Below are 19,284 nucleotides of genomic sequence, written 5' to 3' on the forward strand. Positions count from 1 at the left end.
CCCATCAAAATCTCAAAAATCATTTTCGGGTTCCCTCTCGTATTTTTGCCCGTATCATACCGTAATTCAGCAACGCCTGTAAAGACTATGACAAAATACTCATTGTGGATTATTGCTTCGCCAATTTTTTGATGAACGATGAGGAAATTGAACTCTATGATACCTATAAGGTATTAAAGGAATCGGGGATTAAATATATGGCTATTGAAGACACAGGAAAAACCTGGCCTATTCAAGATGCCAAAATAGCCATGCTGAAAGTCAGCGACAATCTCTATGAAGAGATGTACAGCATTTATACAGCCTATATTCTTAATGTATCTCCCTTCATTCTCAATTTCCTTACAGAATACTTACTTGATTCACAAAAATGTCAGTTTGCTTCCACCCTAAGTATTTTAAATACAAACAGGAAGATTTTATCAGAAAAATTTCAGAATAGTATCTTGACACCGCTCAAACCAAAGGGTAAAGTAAGCGTGGCTTGGTGTGAAATTCAGGAGCCTAATCTCAAAGCGACTGAACTGCAAAAAATCTTATACGAAGAGGGGGTCTACGTTTTACCAGGAACGTACTTTTTCTGGCACAATCCTAACCAAGGAGAGAAATACATCAGAATAGCTCTAGCGCGAGATACTGATAATTTTATTGAGGGTATGTCTTTAATTAAGGACATATTAGACAGGCTAGATAAAAACTTCTCTGCTCAACTAGCCGCAGTGCCACAGCTTTCACCGTCCGGAGGTTAAACGCGAGAAATTAATGGAAGGAAGATTTTTAGAGTTCCCAAACTCATTGCTACTAACAAACTAATGAGATACTAGGTAAGGCAATGCAATGGAAGGGTGTAATGCCAGCTATCACTACTGGCTTTAAGAAAGATTTAACCATCGATCGCTCCCATATAGCCAGACACGTTAACTGGTTGGTGGATAATGGATGTACGGGTATTGTTGCTAATGGCACACTAGGCGAAGCAACCTCATTAAGTTTTGATGAAAAAATCCAGGTTCTGCAAACTTGCATCGAAGCAGTAGGCTCGCGCGTACCTGTCGTTTCGGGAATTGGCGCGATGACGACAGCGCAAGCAGTCGCTTTGGCCCAAAAAGCAGCGTCTGTGGGTTGTAACGGTTTAATGGTTTTGCCTCCCTATCTTTACAGCACAGATTGGCATGAAATGAAAGCCCATATAGCGACTGTAATTGAGGCGACAGAGCTTCCTTGTATGTTATACAACGACCCAGTTGCTTACGGGACTGATTTTTTGCCAGAGCAGATTGCCGAACTTGCTGGCGAGCATTCTAATCTTTGTGCTGTTAAGGAAGCGACGACGGACGTGCGTCGAATTACGGCTATCCGTGCGTTAGTTGGAGAGCGACTGTCTGTTGCTGTGGGAATGGATGATGTTTTAGTGGAAGGCATAGCAGCAGGAGCAATAGGTTGGGTGGCGGGAACTGCCAATGCTTTGCCTGCTGAATGCGTAGCTCTTTTTAATTACGCCATACAAAGGGACTGCGACAAAGCTTTTCATCTTTACAAATGGATTATGCCCTTAATGCGACTCAATGCTGTTCCTAAGTTTGTGCAGATGACTAAGCTGATGCAGTCGGTTGTTGGTTGGGGAAATACCACCGTGCGTCCCCCACGATTAGAACTGGAAGGAACTGAACTTCAGACAGCTCTCAACATTATTAAAACAGCTTTGTCACAGCGGACAAAGTTCTAAAAATACAGCTATAGACTTCATCAAAGAAAGAAAGCCATTTACAAATCACCAGTTACCTGGTTTTTTACTGTTATAAAAAAACACAAATTGGAGAAGGGTTAATGTGGGTCTAATTCATAATGTGGAATGTATTCAACTGGAAAAACTGGAAGAAGAAGGTGTCAATTTTTTCACTCTTCCATCTAGTGATGGTAAAGGGTTATTTAGCGAACGCACAGAATTCTTTGAGATTCCTCCCCAAACGATAGATGAGGGTCTGTTTTGCCATCGCTTTCAAACAGATCGGCTAATGGTGGTACGAGGAAGTATGATACTGGTGTATTTGCAAAACCGTCAGTATGATTATATACTTGTGAGCGATCGCATTCCGCAAGTGGTAAAAATTCCTGCTGGCATTCCCCATTTGGTGATTAATCTTAGTTCTGAGCCTTGCTGGGTAATCAATGCTCTCATTCGTCACGGCGTTTTTCATCCCAAGGATTACCAACCCCTGAAAAAACCCTTCCCCTTAGATATGCAGCGAGTCGAAAAGCTACTGAGTGAATCTTAACAATTCTAGACTTTGACAAAGGAAGAAAAATTGATGAGCTACCCAAATATTTTACAAGAAGCCAAACATAAGCAGATACTTTCCAAGGCAGAGCGATTCGCCAGAATATCTGACAGAGTAGATCGATCCGATCTTTCGGTATCAGTCTGGGAACCCCTAATGAAAAATGCCCTTTTACAAACCTGGAAAGATGTAATTCTTTGGAAAGGGATCATGGAAATTGCTCTTTACCCAATGCTTCTGTATGAACTTCAACCGAAAGTAATTATCGAAATCGGTGCTTTTAACGGCGGAAGTGCGCTTTGGTTAGCCGATCATTTAGAGATGTTCGGTATCGAGGGTTCTGTATACTCTGTCGATATGGATCTTTCACTACTCGACGATAAAGCAAAAACTCATCCTCGAATTCATTTCTTCGAGGGTGACGCTAACAATCTGGGTACAGTTATTTCTCCTAACTTCCTGTCTCAACTTCCCCATCCTTGGCTGGTGATAGAAGATGCCGATGCAGATATTGTTAAAGTCGTCGAATATCTTCACCATAACGGTCTCAAAAGTGGAGATTACTTGATTGTCGAAGATACTAACCAATTTGTCTGGGATTACTGGAGTGCTGAGGGAAGTTTGCCAGAAGAAACTAAGATAGGAAGGCATAGGTTAAGAGACTTGAGAGATTGGTTACTCAAACACGAAGACGAATATTTGGTCGATAAATACTATCAAGATATGCACGGGTACAACGGCTCAAAAAGCTGGAATTCTATTCTGAAAAGAATCTAACCCACATTCCGCTCTTTCAAGTGGTCTACGTACGAAAATTTTCAATTTGCTACTGTGCGTTTTCCCTAAACGTAGTAAATATAGATACGTTAGAAATTACAAAAACTTGTTCACAATGAATGCATCTCAACGTCTTTCGGATAGAAACAGTGTGATTGAACAGGAAGTCTATTGGCTTGAGCAGCTAGGTAATATTCTTCCCGTGTTGGAAATCCCCTTCAAGCGTTCGAGAGTGTCCGTTCAATCGTTCATAAGAACAAAGAAAACAATTAAGCTAGATGAGAAGCTAGGCTTAGAACTTAATAAGTTTTGCCAGAGCGAGAATATACCTCTATTTATCGCGCTGCTGGCTACATTGAAAATTATTTTGCTGCGTTACACAGAGCAAGAAGATATTATTGTTGGTTCTCTCGGTGTCGATAGTTGCCGAGAGGGAAAAGGAGAAAGTCAGGAAACTTTTACCAATCCGATTGCTTTGCGGACAAGTCTAGCAGGCGAACTAACTGCTAAAGAACTTTTAAGGCGAGTTGCCACAACAGTTGAAGAGGCGGTACAAAATAGGGATTACCCGTTTGAGAAGCTAGTTGAGAATTTAGGAAGAAGTGAGGATTTAACTAGAGCGCCGATTTTTCAGGTAATTTTCCTACTGTGCAACGTACCATTTTGTATTTCAGAAACGCCGATACAAGAAGAGCATCTTGCGGATATTGAAGAACATATTGCTAAATGCGATTTGGTTATTTGGGCAGCGGAGTCAGAGGGGAATTTAACAGTAAGCTGCTCGTACAATCCTGAGTTGTATGAGTCAGACTCGATTCTGAGGATGTTGGGGCATTTTCAGACAATGCTTGCGGGTTTGGTTGCGAATCCAGAGCAGAATATATCCACCTTGCCTCTGTTGACTGAAGCGGAACGGCATCAGTTTCTAGTTGAGTGGAACAACACCGATGCTGAGTACCCCCGCAATAAGTGTAGCCACCAGTTGGTGGAAGAGCAGGTAGAACGCACACCGGATGCAGTAGCGGTAGAGTTTGAAGAAGAACAGCTAACCTACCGGGAACTCAATCGACGAGCGAATCAAGTGGCGCACTATCTGCGATCGCTCGGAGTAAAACCAGAAGTGCCAGTGGGTTTCTGCGTAGATCGCTCGGAAGCCAGAGTAATCGGATTATTGGGCATTTTCAAGTCTAATGGCGTGTATGTTCCCTTAGACCCCACCTATCCCGAAGAGCGCCTAGCTTATATGCTGTCAGATTCCTCTGTGCAAGTTCTACTAACTACCCAGAAGACGCTTCTGAGCTTACCAGAGCTAGCGCTCTGTGCTCAAGGACGGCAGATAGTCTACTTGGATAGAGATTGGGAGGTTATCTCTCAACAGAACTCCGAGAATCCAGTCACTCAGGTTAAGCCTGACAACTTAGCCTATGTTACTTACACCTCCGGTTCTACAGGAAGACCCAAAGGGGTAGCGATCGAACATCGTGCTTTTTGCCATTACATCTGGTGGCAAGTGCATTCCACAACTGTTTCCAGCAGCGGCAGAACCCTGCAATTTACTCCCCTCAGCTTCGATATCTCCTTACAGGAATCATTCACCACCTGGAGTTCTGGCGGAAGACTGGTGCTGGTGTCAGAGGAAGTCCGACGCAATCCTATGGCTTTAGCCAGTTTCGTGGCTTTAAAAAGCATAGAAAGACTATTTCTTCCCTATGTCGCCTTACGGAATTTAGCAGAGGTGGTTAACAACGGCGGATCCATCCCCACCACCCTGCGCGAAATCATGGTTGCTGGCGAACAGTTGCAGATTACACCCGCCATTGCCTACTTATTCAAGCAAACCGGTGGCATTCTCTACAATCAATATGGGCTAAGCGAGAATCCGATTATCGCCCAGTTTACCCTTAGTGGGGAAACAAGCATTTGGCCAACGCTTCCTCCCGTTGGTTCTGCTGTCACAAATGGCAAAGTTTATATACTGGATCGATGCCTTCAACCCGTTCCTATCGGCGTCAGGGGTGAGTTGTATGTTGGCGGTGAGTGGTTAGCCAGAGGCTATCTCAACCTACCAGAGTTAACCTCAGAGAGGTTTATTTCCAACCCTTTCGGTTCCGGTCGCCTCTTAAGGACTCGCGATATCGCTCGCTACTTGCCTGATGGTAATATTGAGTATCTGGGTCGTGCAGATAATTGGGTAAAAATTCGCGGTTTCAGCATTGAACTCGGTGAAATTGAAACCGTGATGGCACAACATCCCGCTGTAAAAGAAAGTGTAGTTGTACCGCGAGAAGACATCCCAGGTAACAAACGCTTAGTAGCCTATGTGGTACCCCACGAACATACTGCCAGTATCTTAAATCTGGAAGCAGAGCAAGAACGAGTTTCTCTAAAGGAACAGCTAGCTAAAAAACTCGAACTGGCAGTGCGTAATTATTTAAGAGAACGTTTGCCTGACTACATGGTGCCAGCAATTTTTGTTGCGATCGAGAAAATGCCCCTGACACCAAGCGGAAAAGTAAACCGCTTGGCGCTGCCTGCACCAGGTAAATCTCGTCCGGAATTGGCAACAACTCTTGTCACGCCTAAATCCGAGACCGAAAAACTGATTGCCCAAGTTTTGATTGAAGTGCTTGAATTAGATGTTGTAGGAATTCACGATAACTTTTTTGAGTTAGGCGGTCATTCCTTACTCTTGACCCAAATTCATTACAAGTTAGCCGAAATGTTTGGGATGGAGCTATCAACAATGGCTCTGATGCAATACCCGACCATACACACTTTAGCCCAACACTTAAATCAGACAGACTTTAAACAATCTGCTGTTAACGTCGGCGAGCAAAACAATAGACTTACCCTCAAATCTATTGCAGAACAACAACGGCAGCACAGGCAAGGTAACTTGCCTCTGTCTTTTGCTCAGCAACAAATGTGGCTCTTGAGCCAGTTGGAGCCAAATAACCCATTTTACAGCGAACTAGAAGCTCTGCGACTTAAAGGTTTTCTGAACGTCGTCGCCTTAGAGCAAAGCATCAACAAAATTATCCAACGTCACGAAGCCTTACGTACTAACTTCGTAACGGTTGACGAGCAACCCGTTCAGGTAATTGCTCAAAGCTTGACTTTGAAAATGTCAGTAGTAGACTTGACAGCTCTACCATCAAGTGAGAAAGAAAACTCTACCCAGCGATTAGCAACGGCACAAGCCCAACAACCCTTTGACCTTACTACCGACCCTTTAATCCAAGCTACGCTGCTGAAGATAACAGATACAGAACACATCTTGCTGCTAAAAATCCACCACATTGTCTGGGATGGTTGGTCAATGGGCGTGTTCTTCCGGGAGTTAGCAGCCTTCTACACATCCTTTTGCAAAGACTTGTCTTCAGCACTCCCCTCACTACCCATTCAGTACGCCGACTTTGCTGTTTGGCAGCGACAGTGGCTAACACCAGAGGTACTTGAGTCCCAACTTGCTTATTGGAAGCAACAACTCTCCGATGCACCAGCTTTATTGGAACTGCCAACCGATCGCGTGCGACCTTCAATTCAAACATATAGGGGAGCGCATCAACGAGCGGCACTCTCAAAAGAGCTGACTCTAGCACTGATGTCTTTAAGTCAAAAGCAAGGAGTTACTCTGTTCATGACGCTGTTGGCAGCGTTTCAAACATTGCTTTCCCGTTATACGGGGCAGACCGATATCTGTGTAGGCACGGCGCACGCTAATCGCTCACGCCCCGAAATTGATGAACTAATTGGATTCTTTGTCAATACCCTCGTGCTACGCACTTGTTTCTCGGAAAATCCGAGTTTTGAGGATGTACTCTCAAGAGTTCGGGATGTGGCGTTGGGAGCTTATGCCCATCAAGACCTACCGTTTGAGAAGTTAGTAGAACAATTGCAGCCTGAGCGCTCTTTAAGTTACACACCACTGGTGCAGGTGATGTTGGTGCTTAATGAGCCGATGCTCCAGATACAGATGGCAGGCTTAACGGTAAGTCCATTAGCCGTAGAAACAACCACGGCGAAGTTTGATTTAACTTTATCTTTAGAGAATACCGACTCTGGACTAATCGGGAACTGGGAATACAATACTGACCTGTTTGATGCCAGTACGATCGCTCGCATGGCCAAACATTTCCAGACGTTACTGGAGGGAATTGTAGCTAATCCTCAACAGAAGGTTTCACAATTGCCTCTCCTCACAGAGCAAGAGCGGCACCAGCTATTAGTAGAGTGGAACAACACTCAAACAGAGTACCCCAACGATAAGTGTATCCACCAGTTGTTTGAGGAACAGGTGGAACGGACACCAGATGCCATTGCGGTGGTTTTTGAAGATAAACAGTTGACCTACCGAGAATTGAATGCAAAAGCGAACAAAATAGCACACTACTTGCAAACTCTCGGTGTCGAACCAGAGGTACTGGTGGGGATTTGTGTAGAGCGCTCCCTAGAGATGATGGTGGGATTGCTTGGCATCCTTAAGGCTGGTGGAGCGTATGTACCCTTAGACCCGCAACTCCCCCACGAGCGCTTGTCCTTCATTCTGTCAGATTCCTCTGTGCCAGTACTGTTGACGAAATCAAAGTTGATGGTAAGGCTACCTGAGAATAAAGCGCGTGTGGTCTGTTTAGATACAGACTGGGGAATAATTTCTCACTCTGGTGAGGAAAATCCGGTCAGTTCTGTTGGACCTCAGAACTTGGCTTATATCATCTACACCTCCGGGTCTACTGGTCAGCCGAAGGGGACGCTCATCATCCACCAAGGACTCGTCAATTATTTGAGCTGGTGTACAGAAGCGTATGCAGTAGCAGATGGATCTGGATCTCCCGTCCACTCTTCGATTGGCTTTGATGCGACTATTACCAGCTTATTCTCTCCCTTATTAGTAGGAAAAAAAGTAGTCCTCCTCCCAGAAGACCAAGAAATAGAAGCCCTGGGTGCCATCTTATGTTCTCAAAGTCAGTTCAGCCTTGTCAAAATTACTCCAGCTCATTTAGATTTACTCAGCTTCTTAATACCTAATTGGTCAGCCAACAATCAAACAAGAGCATTTATTATTGGTGGCGAAGCCTTATCAGGAAAGACAGTTTCATTTTGGCGAGAATCAGCACCTTCAACCAAACTAATAAACGAGTACGGACCAACTGAGACCGTTGTTGGATGCTGTGTTTATGAGGTTGACGCTCAAACTCAGCTATCTGGTGGGATTCCAATTGGTCGCCCGATCGCAAATACCCAGCTTTATATCCTAGATCCATATCTCCAACCCGTCCCTATTGGCGTATTAGGCGAACTGTACATCGGCGGTGCTGGTGTCGCCCGAGGCTACCTAAACCGTCCGGATTTAACCGAGTCGAAATTCATTCCCAACCGGTTTAGCGATGAGCCGGGGTCACGCCTCTACAAAACTGGCGACAAGGCACGGTACTTACCGGACGGCAACATTGAGTTCAAGGGACGCCTTGACAACCAGGTCAAGATTCGCGGCTTCCGCATCGAATTAGGCGAAATTGAGGCAGCGCTCAGGCAGTACCCCGGCGTGCAAGAAACTGTGGTCGTGGCGCGAGAAGATGTTCCAGACCGCAAATATCTGGCAGCTTATATTGTTCCTAACCGCGAGTCCGCTATCGCTAGCAGCGTCCTGCGAAGTTTCCTCCAGGAGAAACTGCCTGATTACATGATACCAGGAGCATTCGTGATGTTGGATGCCCTGCCACTAACCCCCAACGGCAAAGTAGACCGAAAAGCGCTACCAACACCCGATACAGCACGTCAGGAACTACAAACAGATTTAATAGCACCTCGCACAATATCTGAAGAAATACTAGCCCAAATCTGGCGCGAGGTTTTCCACCGAGATATTCAAAGCATCCACGACAACTTCTTTGAACTAGGCGGAGATTCTATTCTCAGCATTCAGATTATTTCTAAAGCCAATAGTGCAGGTCTTCACCTTACTGTCAAACAAATCTTCCAACATCAAACAATTGCCGAATTAGCCGCCGTTGCAAAGCCAACAGGAACCTTAAAAGCTTTCCAAGGTTTAGTAACAGGGTCATTACCCCTCACCCCCATCCAGCACTGGTTCTTTGCCAAAAATCTACCAGAGGCTCATCATTATAACCAAGCCTTTCTACTCTTAGTCCCACCAAATCTCAACCCCGACCTGTTACAGCAAGCTTTGCAACAATTATTACGCCATCACGACGCCCTACGCTTGCGCTTTAATCAAACAGAAGCTGGTTGGCAGCAATTTAACGCCTTACCCGATGAAATTGTACCTTTCTCCCTCATAGATTTATCCACCTTACAAGAAGAAGCACTCTCCCAAACCATTGAATCTACATCCTCCCAATTACAAGCCAGCTTAAACCTCAACTCTGGACCGCTCCTGCGAGTTGCACTTTTCCATCTAGGAACTCAAAAACCGTCTCGCTTGTTGCTAGTCATCCACCACCTAGCCGTCGATGGAGTTTCCTGGCGAATTTTACTCGAAGATTTACAGACAGTTTACCAACAACTCTCATCAAGTAAACCGATTCAACTTCCTCCTAAAACCACCTCTTTCAAACACTGGGCAGAAAAACTAACCGAATACGCCTTCTCGTCAGCCGCTAAAAAAGAATTAACGTATTGGTCAAACATTTCCACCTCAAAAATCACCCAGCTCCCAGTAGACTCTAAGGGGGGAGCTAACACAAAAGCCTCAGCCCGTAGCGTAAAGGTATCCCTCAACTCTGAAGAAACTCGCGCCCTACTCCAAGAAATTCATAAAGCTTACCATACCCAAATCAACGACATATTGCTAACAGCCTTAGTGCAGGTATTAGCGACTTGGAACGGGTCTAACTCAGTCCTAATCGATTTAGAAGGTCACGGACGAGAAGAAATCTTACCAGATGTAGACTTATCCCGCACAGTTGGTTGGTTTACCACTATCTTCCCCGTGCATTTAGAACTAAAAGCAACAGAAAATTTAGGAGATGCGATCGAGTCTATCAAAGAACAACTCCGTGCCATACCCAACCGAGGCATCGGGTACGGTGTGCTGCGCTATTTGAGTGGGGATGCTGAAATTACCTCTCAACTCTCTTCCTTACCAGAAGCCCCTGTAAGTTTCAACTACCTGGGGCAATTTGATTGGGGAATGCAATCCGATTCTTTCATTAAATTAGCCTCTGAATCATTTGGTTCTGAACACAGCCAACTAGGACACCGCAGTCATTTGCTAGAGATTAACGGACTCGTAGTAGAGAACCAGTTACAACTGGAATGGACATACAGTGAAAACTTTCACTCCTCGGGGACAATTGAAAGTCTAGCCCAAGATTTTGTAGTAAGCTTGCAAACGTTAATCGCTCATTGTTTATCTGCTGATGCCGGGGATTATACACCTGACGTATCTGAAAATCAGACCCTTCATAGCTTAGGTCAACCAATAAACAATGACCAGCATCTGGAAAATAATCTGACTCTCCCCCTACATTTATTAGAACTTCCTCTAGATATTTCTGAGTTACTTCCCGGGGATACAGAATCAGCATATCCTCTTGCCAAAATGCAAGAGTTTATGCTGCATCATTACGTGAATGACACTCAAAAAATGGGGGTTTACCATTGTCAGCAATCACACGATATATATGATGAAAGCCTTGATTTGAATGCCTTTAAGAAGGCTCTCTTAATTCTCGTGCAAAAACATCCGGCTTTGAGAACCGTATTTATCACTTCTAACGGTAAACCAACGGTTCAGGTGGTCAAAAAGAAACTGAGATTTTTCATCAATGAACAGGACATCAGCCACATCAAATCGGAGGAGCAGTCAAATTATATTGATGCCGTGATGAAGCAAGACAGGCAGAACTTGTTTGAGGTTGAAAATCCCAATGAACCACTTTTTCGTTTCAGGATTTTTCAAAAAGCCGAGAATAAATTTGAATTTTTGATGTCAATTCATCATGCAATTACAGATGGTTGGGGCAACCTTAAATTTCTCAATGAACTGTACGAAATCTATTTAGCTCTCAAGAAAGGAGAAGAATTAACAGTAGTCCCGGCTGCCAACGTATACAAAGAATTTGTCGCTTTGGAGAAAGAGATTCTTGACTCACAAGATGCAGCGGATTTCTGGAAGATTCACCTGAAAGACCATACATATAAACCTTTGAAACCATTAACCACTTCAGTTGAAAAAGTAGAAGTTGTTGCTGAAGAATACAACTTTGAAGAGGAAATCATTGTTGATGTACGTCAATTGTGTCGAAATTTGGGAGTTTCACCAAAAGCACTTTTCTTGAGTACCTACCTTGACCTGATTGGTACTGTTATGAAATCAAACAGGGTTTGTGTGGGAGTTGTCTCAAATGGTCGGACAGAAAGATTATCTGACCCGTTCGGGGCATTGGGCTTATTCTGGAATATTGTTCCGTTTGGTCAACCAACTCAAGAAGATAAAGGCGTACAAATTAAAAATGTCCAGCAATCTCTAATTGATATCGAACCCTATGTTAGGTATCCACTTATGGAAATTTTATCAGACCAACAAAAATCAGAGTTATTTTTCGCTACGTTTAATTTCGTGAATTTTCATAATGCCAAAAATCTCAAGGCTGACACTGGCTTGAAGGTGAATTGGAGAAGGTCTCATGACAAGTTTAACTTTCCTTTAAATTATACGGTGTCAATGTCGCCAGTTGAAGGAAATGTAAGCCTAAGCGTGAAATACGATCAAACGTATTTTAGCTGCCAAGAGATTCGCTCAATGCTTCATAATTACATTGAAATGGTAAGATCGTGTTGGCAAACTTGTTAGAGGATATTTTAAAAGGGGAGAGCTTGGTACACCTGTTATTGCACCAAACCCCCGTGGAAAGTCCCCTGGCTGGAAAACCGGGCAGCAACGCCAGCGTAGAATTAACTATCCTGTTGTTAGAAAACGCATTTCTAAGCAGCGCAAAAGTGAAAAGGAGCAATTAATGGAAAATAGAGACAAGTTTAATCTCATTCTGGCTGAATCGCAGGATAAGGTTGATGAATGCAATAAAAAGTTTTATGGCAGATTTACTTATCCGTGGCCTCCTCTGAGGTTTCCGTCGATCGCCGACCCACACTGTGGGTCAACTTTTCTGAATCAAGAACTTGGTGATTGGACCCATAGCCGTATACCTCACAACTCCAAAATATGGGTTGCTGGCTGTGGTACAAATCAGGCAGTTTTTACAGCTTTGAGATTTCCAGAGGCTAAAGTATTAGGTACTGATATATCAACTCAATCGTTGGCGATATCCCAGGAATCAGCAGTTCAATTAGGACTTAAAAATCTTCGGCTTGAACAGCAGAGCTTAAATGCTGTCAGTTTTAAGGATGAGTTTGATTACATCATTTGTACAGGTGTCATTCATCATAATGCTGATCCTGGAATACCTCTTGCTAAATTGTCTGGAGCCTTAAAACCTGATGGCATTTTAGAATTAATGGTCTATAACTACTACCATAGGATATTTACAACTGCATATCAGAAGTTTATCCGCCTTCTGTTTAAGAGCGAGGCGGGTAGGAATCTAGATTCACAGTTGTCGCTCACGGAGGAATTGATCGATAAGTTCCCTTTACAAAATAGGATGAGGGATTTTTTGCAGGAAATGAAAAATCAACCTGAAGCGATGATCGCGGACTCATTGCTTCAGCCTGTTGAATATAGTTATACGATTGAATCTCTGGAATATCTGCTGAAAAATGCTGGTCTAGAGTTTTGGCTTCCCTGTATTAACCAATTCGATCGCGCTGCGGGAAATTTGACTTGGAACATAGAATTCGATAATGGGCAAGTAAGCAGTTACTATGATGCGCTATCAGATTTGGAGCGTTGGCAAATAGGCAATTTATTGATGAGTGAAAACTCTCCTATGCTTTGGTTCTATGTCCAGAGAAATGATTCTAGCTTTAAGAGAATATCAGAGAAAGAAATCTGTGATGATTTTTTAAATACTAAGTTTGAAAAATACAGTACTGTATATAAGAATTATATGAACGTAGAAGGGACTTACAGATTGATTTATCAGACCATATCTTATCCAAGTCCACCCGTCCCTAATGATGATATCTCTCGTAACATTTTCAAAGCAATTGATCCAAAAACAACGGTTAAGGATGCTTTTCAAAAGTTGGCTATCGAGCCTACTTTTAATCTTGTAAACCGTGTCCGAATACAGCTAACCACACCGCTTTTCCCGTATTTGAAAGCTGTAGCACTATAACTAGGGTAAGCGTATCTTATTATGTAACTAAAAGTACAGATTATGTCTCTTGGTGAAGTCGATGGCAGGTAGTCAAGTAAGGTTTGAAAATTACCTCTCTCCCCTCCCCGCGCGAACCGTGCATGAGACTTCCGCACTCACACGGTTCAAACCTTACTCCAAGCCTCGTTTCAACTTGGATTTTGAGTGTACTTGTTTATGACACGATGTGTGTATATACGTTTATGTTGTCTATATCGTCTAGACCAACTTGGGCAACCATGCTCTAGACTTAAAAATTAGTATCGCAAAGCCTTATGTAAATATCTCTTTGATTGTCAGAAAATGGTTTTCTACCATGAAGCAATCTGGTATTGTCAACCATCAAAACATCATGCTTTTGCCATTCAATAAGATAAGTTAATTTAGCAGCTATTTCCTGAACTTCTCTGATGACAGCTTCTGGTATTTTTGTGCCATCTTCAAACAGAACAAAACCATCTGGATGTTCGTAGTCTATTGAGGTCAAAATATTATTAATAAACACCCTATGGTGACCGCCTTTACTTTTAATAATTGCCGAACAAACATATTCTGTAGTGATAGATTTATCTTTATTGACTATCAACTGTACATGATTTTCCTCACAAACTTGTTTGACAACCATCAAGTCATCAGTACCATATATTTGTTGCCATTTTCCATCCGGATAATAAAGGATGTATTTTAAGCGTTTTTCCTCAAACAACTTTTGCGTAGAAGCATTTAAGTTGTTATAAATCTGCACACCGTCACAGACTGTGGTTTCTCCACCCTTCAAGGCTGGGTTTGCACAATAAAACCAGAGTAGAGTTGGTTTTTTCTTTTTGTAGTGCATTTCTCCATGTAAAGGAGCTTCTGAATTATATTCGCTGCCATCGGAGGCATATACAGTTAAAAGAGTTTCGTCACCATTAATCTTCTTTCTAGAATAGCTAGCGCCTACATAAGGCATAAAGTTAGTACTCAACAATTCTGTAAATTTCTTGAATTCCTCTGTATTTATATCAAACCCTCTAAAAAGTACAAGACTAGAAGAGTTAAACGAATTAATAACTTCCGTTTTATCTAGTTCAAAAATATCTACTTTTCTGCTGGCTGAGATAAGGGTACCCAACTCATCATATAGGGGATTTATTTTTATATCCATGACCAAATTTTCCTTCGTAACTTTTGCATGCAATAGGGGGTATGAGTCGCAGTCAAATAAAAATGTACTGCTTTATTATACCAATTTTCAAAAAGCATGCAACAGTATTCTTGTTCCCCCCCTTTACAAGGGGGGGCTAGGGGGGGTCAAAGAGTGTTGCACAATTTTAGAAAAATGGTATTATTTCATCCCCCAGACCATAAAAAAGATGCACTGTTTTCAATTTAATTACCATCTTTTTGTCCGTTTTGTCAATACCCCATCACCTGAATCCTTACATTTTTTCCTTTCTTTCTCTACTAAATAGTGCGATCGCCAAACTCAATAAAGTATGGGGTAAAGCACTTACAGCAGATTCCCGATTTATGAAGTACAGTAGCAGCAGCTTGTAAACCAGTTTTTGAATCTATCAATCTCTTCAAACCTTTGCCCTACAAAGCGCCTGTCAAACCTGTTTGACCAACAGCGCCAGTATCACCTTTCGGGCCCGTTAAACCTGTTGTGCCGATCGCACCAGTATCACCTTTAGTACCCGCCGCCCCTAGTGCGCCTGTCAAACCAATCGGCCCCGAAGCACGTTGAATTCCTTTGGGGCCCCTATCGCCTCGCTCTCCCGTAACTGCTTGAGGACCTTGTTCACCGGCGGAACCTAAATCACCTTTCAGGCCTTTCGGGCCCCATTGAACCTTCAGGCCCCATTGGGTCCATTGGGCCAGGAATAAGGATTGGTTCAGTGGTCGGTGTTGGTGTCGGTGTTGGAGTCGGGGATCGAACAGTTGTGAAACTGGTTGTGCGAAGTTCACCATTTACGAGTAATTCAGCTTTGACGACACCAGGGAAAGAAATGGAAACATTATAAGGAATTACGCTATCAAGCTTAAGGATGTTTCCGTTCATTGAGAACTGAACGGCAGAATTGGGTGGTCGATTGGTAATAGTTGCAGTAACAACAGTCACATAGAGCTGGAGTGAAGTGTTGGTTGAGATAAAGTGATTTTTGGGACAAGTAACTTAACCTGAAATTGAAGAGAAGCAGTCGATCGCACCGTAATAGGAGGCGGTGAAATATCCTCAACTTCTACGGTATAAATTCCAGCATTAGCGATCGGAATGTTTGATTGATATTGATATTCATAATTAATATTAGTGGCAGTTGTATCTATTCCTACTTCAACACCGTTTAATTTAAAGCGAACATCGGTATTCATATTGCTATCGGCGAGCGAGGCAACTGTTATTGTTGTAGGGATTGCGAGAACTTCTAAGATTTATCCAGCAACAGGATTTGTAATTATAATTGGTTTTTTCACAGTTCTGTAACTTTGAGAACTGTGGGAGTTTTTGATCGACAAAACTCTAAGTATGTAAGAGTTATTAGTGCAGCCAATCAACAATTATGTCATAATGAGTTTTGTACAGAACAGAGATATTCCTATGAAACTGCATTTTCCAGGAATGAATCCTTATCTTGAAAATCCTACTTTGTGGTCAGAAGTTCACTCCTGGCTGATTATCGAGTTGGCCCGATCGCTTAATCCCTCACTCATACCCAAGTACCGAGCTGCTCTAGAGAAACGGGTTTACATGGATTCTCTACTGGTCGGTATTCCAGATGCCTCGGTTTTTCAACAAAACCCTGAAACCTCGAGAGCCCTGAATCGTGTAACAACTGGGGTTTTAACTAAACCAATTCGAGTAACATTGCCCCTGACTGAAGAAATCACAGAACGCTATCTAGAGATTCGGGAGGTCAAGACTGGGAAGGTGGTAACGGTTGTAGAAGTTCTCTCACCCAAGAATAAACGAGTCGGTGAAGGTCGAGACAAATACCTAACCAAGCGACAAAAAATTCTGGACAGTGCTACTCATTTAGTTGAAATCGATTTGCTCAGAACCGGAAACTTTATGCCGATGGTTCAAGGGATTCTCACGGACTACCGCATTTTAGTCAGTCGGGCTAATCTCCGTCCTGAAGCTGAACTTTACCCGTTTAATGTAACCGAATCGATTCCCCAATTCTTATTTCCTTTGCAGCCACCAGATGAAGAACCTGTTGTGAATTTAGCTGAGATTTTGGAACAGGTTTATCAGGAGGCGGCTCTAGATTTGGCAATCGATTATTCCGTACAGCCCGTCCCACCGCTGAGTGAGAGTGACTTTCTTTTTGTGCAGTAAGAAAGCAGAATCATCGGAAAGCTAACGCTTTTCGACGCTGTTGTGCTTTTGGAGCCCCCTGTGCGGCATCCGCTTCCTCGCTAGCCTGGTTATCGCTATAGCTTTTTCGAGCTTTTTCAATTTACCGGAAAACTGGGTTTAAAGCCCCGTCCTTCTAGGACGGCTTTTCCTCTTTAAGTTTATCAATCCAGTCCTCTACAAGTTGGGTCATTGTTTTTTCTTTATGTTTGGCAATTCTCCGCAACTTCTCTAGCCGACTCACGACAATGCGAATACTTAATCTTTCTCTGACCATTTGGCTACCCAATTGCTACCTATTATGTTATCATAGTTAGCATGAAAACATTGAAGTTCAAGCTATATCAAAGCAACCAAAATAAACACCTCAAGCGAAGTATCAATGCTGCCGGAGTGATTTATAACCATTGCATTGCACTTCACAAACGGTACTACCGGATGTGGGGTAAGCACTTGAATTGCAGCAAACTTCAAAGTCATATCGCCAAACTCAGAAAGCGTAATGCATTCTGGCAACAGGTTGGATCTCAGGCTGTACAGGATATCTGTCAACGCATTGAGAAAGCCTACCAACTGTTCTTCAAGCATCACAAGAAAGGAGTTAGACCGCCCGGATTCAAGAAAGTTCGCAGATACAAATCGTTCACTCTCAAGCAAGCTGGCTACAAATTCTTAGGCGGCAATCGAATTAAGATTGGAAATCGCGTTTATCAGTATTGGAATTCCAGAGAGATAGAAGGGAAGATTAAGACGTTAACCATTAAACGCACGACCTTAGGAGAGTTGTTCATGGTTGTGGTCGTTGACAGCGTTGAAGAGCCTGAAACCAAAGTCGAGACGAGTAGAATCGCTGGCTTTGATTTCGGCTTGAAAACGTTTCTCACCTGCTCAGATGGAACAAAAATCGAATCACCGCAATTTCTGAAACAGTCCCTCAACGCTATTAAGAAAGCAAATCGTCAGCATTCCAAAAAACGGAAAGGCTCAGCGAACCGAGAAAGAGCAAGACTTAATCTAGTTCGCAAACACGAGGACGTAGTGAATCGTCGCTCTGATTGGTTCTGGAAATTGGCTCACGAACTAACTGATAAGTTCGACGTGCTGTGCTTTGAGACGTTGAATCTAAAAGGAATGCAACGACTTTGGGGACGTAAAATTTCAGACCTTGCATTCGGCGAATTTCTCCAAATTCTCGAATGGGTTGCCAAAAAGAAAGGAAAAGAAGTAGTTTTCATTGACCGTTGGTATCCATCTAGTAAGACTTGCTCGCATTGTGGACACGTTCTGAAAGAGTTGGATTTGTCAGTTCGTGAATGGCGCTGTCCGTCCTGTCAAAAGGTGAACGACAGAGACGAGAACGCGGCGATAAATATTTGTGTGGTTGGGGCATCAACCGCTAAGTTAGGTGATGTTAGACAGGCTATGCCTGCAATTGCTGTCTGAGCTTAGAATCCCTTCGCCTTTAGGCAGGGGAGTATGTCAAGAAAGTTGCTTAAATTCACTTTTGAATTTTCTTAGTAATAGCAAGTTGGGGACTGTGAAAGTTTCATTCTAAATTGCCGACTATTAATATCCTGATTGAAGCAGCGCTCCAGAGAGTAAATCTGTTAGTTGGAGTGTAAGAGCCCACTGGTTCAAGTAAGCGAGATCGAGTCGTTCCCCTTGCACCTTCAAAACTCCCAACACATCCCTCCACTGCTTTTGGGAACCGCCAGGAATTAGTTTGTACCAACTGAGTTTTTGCAGGACGATATCTTCGGGCGAGTAGATGTAGATTCCCTCTTCTTGTAAGCCGCTAACAGGATGAAGCTGGCGGCGGCTCATCACCGAAGCCGAAAAAGGGTCATCGCTGCCCATCACAAAAATGTCTGCTTTCTCCATCGAAGGCAAATAGATGACATTGAACGATGATTCGCGGGGTGCTGCTTTTGACTTGGCAATTGCTTCAGTTACAGCCGACTCGCTGATGTAAAACTCACCTGACATGGCATCAATTAGTCTCTGTGCTGTTCCCGCTTCCAGGTCAATCACTAAGTCCAAATCTTGCGTGGATCTGTTTTCTCCCAACAGCGAACTTGCCACCGAACCTCCCACCACATAGGGAATATTCAGCGGTAGCAAGATGCTGGCTATTTTTTGCGCTAACTCGATCGGATCTGCAATCACGAGTTCACTCCAATCTTTACTGTCTGATAAAACTTCTATCCACTCAGCACCCAAGCACCTTTTAATAAATTCTTGCCGAACTTTTGCCTCAGTAGCATTGGGATACTGGTTCTTTATTCCAGATATTGCCAGCCTTCGCACCGCTTGATTGAAAGCGCAAGTCCGTTCTACTTTTTGTTGGGGCGTTAACTGTCGCAATAGCTGAAACATCAGCACGTCAGCTTCAATGCTGGTATCGAGAGATTGTGGCTTGTATCCTGATTTGACTGTGACTGTGGGTATTGGCGGCACGGTTCAATGAGAGTGAAACGGCATAGATTGCACAATTATATTACAGAATCTAAGTTTTTCAGACCGCTTTATAAAAAGGATATTTTTCCTTAATTATAATGAAATTATAACAATGAAAAGACTTGCTATAATGATGTCCCAAGCAAAG

11 protein-coding genes and 1 pseudogene are annotated in these 19,284 nt (G+C 43.2%); 8 read left to right on the forward strand and 4 right to left on the reverse strand.

Annotated elements, in window-relative coordinates; all coding sequences use genetic code 11:
* Nucleotides 1-86: 86 nt before the first annotated feature.
* The 6 genes and pseudogenes from QUA99_RS24490 to QUA99_RS24515 form a co-directional block, all read left to right on the forward strand.
* A pseudogene (locus tag QUA99_RS24490) lies at nucleotides 87-749 on the forward strand (aminotransferase class I/II-fold pyridoxal phosphate-dependent enzyme); the annotation flags it as partial.
* A 101-nt stretch (nucleotides 750-850) separates the two neighbouring features.
* The gene (locus QUA99_RS24495; protein WP_333241591.1) at nucleotides 851-1,726 is read left to right on the forward strand and encodes a dihydrodipicolinate synthase family protein; all 876 of its coding nucleotides are present in this window, start codon (nucleotides 851-853) and stop codon (nucleotides 1,724-1,726) included.
* Between the two features lie 103 nt (nucleotides 1,727-1,829).
* Nucleotides 1,830-2,276, forward strand: coding sequence for a dTDP-4-dehydrorhamnose 3,5-epimerase (locus QUA99_RS24500; RefSeq protein WP_333241593.1), 447 nt, complete (start codon nucleotides 1,830-1,832; stop codon nucleotides 2,274-2,276).
* Between the two features lie 159 nt (nucleotides 2,277-2,435).
* Nucleotides 2,436-3,056, forward strand: coding sequence for a CmcI family methyltransferase (locus QUA99_RS24505; protein ID WP_333241595.1), 621 nt, complete (start codon nucleotides 2,436-2,438; stop codon nucleotides 3,054-3,056).
* A 115-nt stretch (nucleotides 3,057-3,171) separates the two neighbouring features.
* Entirely contained in the window at nucleotides 3,172-11,874 is an 8,703-nt protein-coding gene (locus tag QUA99_RS24510; protein WP_333241597.1) for an amino acid adenylation domain-containing protein, read from the forward strand.
* A 163-nt stretch (nucleotides 11,875-12,037) separates the two neighbouring features.
* Nucleotides 12,038-13,318, forward strand: a complete 1,281-nt coding sequence (locus QUA99_RS24515; RefSeq protein WP_333241599.1) for a methyltransferase domain-containing protein — start codon at nucleotides 12,038-12,040, stop codon at nucleotides 13,316-13,318.
* A gap of 271 nt (nucleotides 13,319-13,589) precedes the next feature.
* Here QUA99_RS24515 and QUA99_RS24520 read toward each other — a convergent pair whose 3' ends face one another.
* From QUA99_RS24520 to QUA99_RS24530, 3 genes are all read right to left on the reverse strand, one after another.
* Entirely contained in the window at nucleotides 13,590-14,486 is an 897-nt protein-coding gene (locus QUA99_RS24520) for a TauD/TfdA family dioxygenase (RefSeq protein ID WP_333241601.1), read from the reverse strand.
* A 431-nt stretch (nucleotides 14,487-14,917) separates the two neighbouring features.
* Nucleotides 14,918-15,292, reverse strand: coding sequence for a hypothetical protein (locus QUA99_RS24525; protein ID WP_333241603.1), 375 nt, complete (start codon nucleotides 15,290-15,292; stop codon nucleotides 14,918-14,920).
* A gap of 147 nt (nucleotides 15,293-15,439) precedes the next feature.
* Nucleotides 15,440-15,694 carry a hypothetical protein gene (locus QUA99_RS24530; RefSeq protein ID WP_333241605.1) on the reverse strand — a complete coding sequence of 85 codons (255 nt, stop codon included), beginning with the start codon at nucleotides 15,692-15,694 and terminating at the stop codon, nucleotides 15,440-15,442.
* A 226-nt stretch (nucleotides 15,695-15,920) separates the two neighbouring features.
* On the opposite strand from QUA99_RS24530, the gene QUA99_RS24535 reads away from it, so the two are divergent.
* The gene (locus QUA99_RS24535; protein WP_333241607.1) at nucleotides 15,921-16,661 is read left to right on the forward strand and encodes a DUF4058 family protein; all 741 of its coding nucleotides are present in this window, start codon (nucleotides 15,921-15,923) and stop codon (nucleotides 16,659-16,661) included.
* A gap of 336 nt (nucleotides 16,662-16,997) precedes the next feature.
* Complete coding sequence (locus QUA99_RS24540) at nucleotides 16,998-18,122, forward strand: RNA-guided endonuclease TnpB family protein (protein ID WP_333241609.1); 1,125 nt, start codon at nucleotides 16,998-17,000, stop codon at nucleotides 18,120-18,122.
* A gap of 123 nt (nucleotides 18,123-18,245) precedes the next feature.
* Here QUA99_RS24540 and QUA99_RS24545 read toward each other — a convergent pair whose 3' ends face one another.
* The gene (locus QUA99_RS24545; protein WP_333241611.1) at nucleotides 18,246-19,136 is read right to left on the reverse strand and encodes a hypothetical protein; all 891 of its coding nucleotides are present in this window, start codon (nucleotides 19,134-19,136) and stop codon (nucleotides 18,246-18,248) included.
* Nucleotides 19,137-19,284: the final 148 nt, after the last annotated feature.

The organism is Microcoleus sp. F10-B2, assembly GCF_036704965.1.
Lineage (GTDB): Bacteria > Cyanobacteriota > Cyanobacteriia > Cyanobacteriales > Microcoleaceae > Microcoleus.

Bases quoted from the DNA above. Each gene is read 5' to 3' on its own strand.
- QUA99_RS24515 (WP_333241599.1), top strand. From the start codon at position 12,038: ATGGAAAATAGAGACAAGTTTAATCTCATTCTGGCTGAATCGCAGGAT.
- QUA99_RS24525 (WP_333241603.1), bottom strand. From the start codon at position 15,292: ATGGTGAACTTCGCACAACCAGTTTCACAACTGTTCGATCCCCGACTC.
- QUA99_RS24505 (WP_333241595.1), top strand. From the start codon at position 2,436: ATGAAAAATGCCCTTTTACAAACCTGGAAAGATGTAATTCTTTGGAAA.
- QUA99_RS24535 (WP_333241607.1), top strand. From the start codon at position 15,921: ATGAAACTGCATTTTCCAGGAATGAATCCTTATCTTGAAAATCCTACT.
- QUA99_RS24530 (WP_333241605.1), bottom strand. From the start codon at position 15,694: ATGAATACCGATGTTCGCTTTAAATTAAACGGTGTTGAAGTAGGAATA.
- QUA99_RS24510 (WP_333241597.1), top strand. From the start codon at position 3,172: ATGAATGCATCTCAACGTCTTTCGGATAGAAACAGTGTGATTGAACAG.
- QUA99_RS24495 (WP_333241591.1), top strand. From the start codon at position 851: ATGCCAGCTATCACTACTGGCTTTAAGAAAGATTTAACCATCGATCGC.
- QUA99_RS24540 (WP_333241609.1), top strand. From the start codon at position 16,998: ATGAAAACATTGAAGTTCAAGCTATATCAAAGCAACCAAAATAAACAC.
- QUA99_RS24520 (WP_333241601.1), bottom strand. From the start codon at position 14,486: ATGGATATAAAAATAAATCCCCTATATGATGAGTTGGGTACCCTTATC.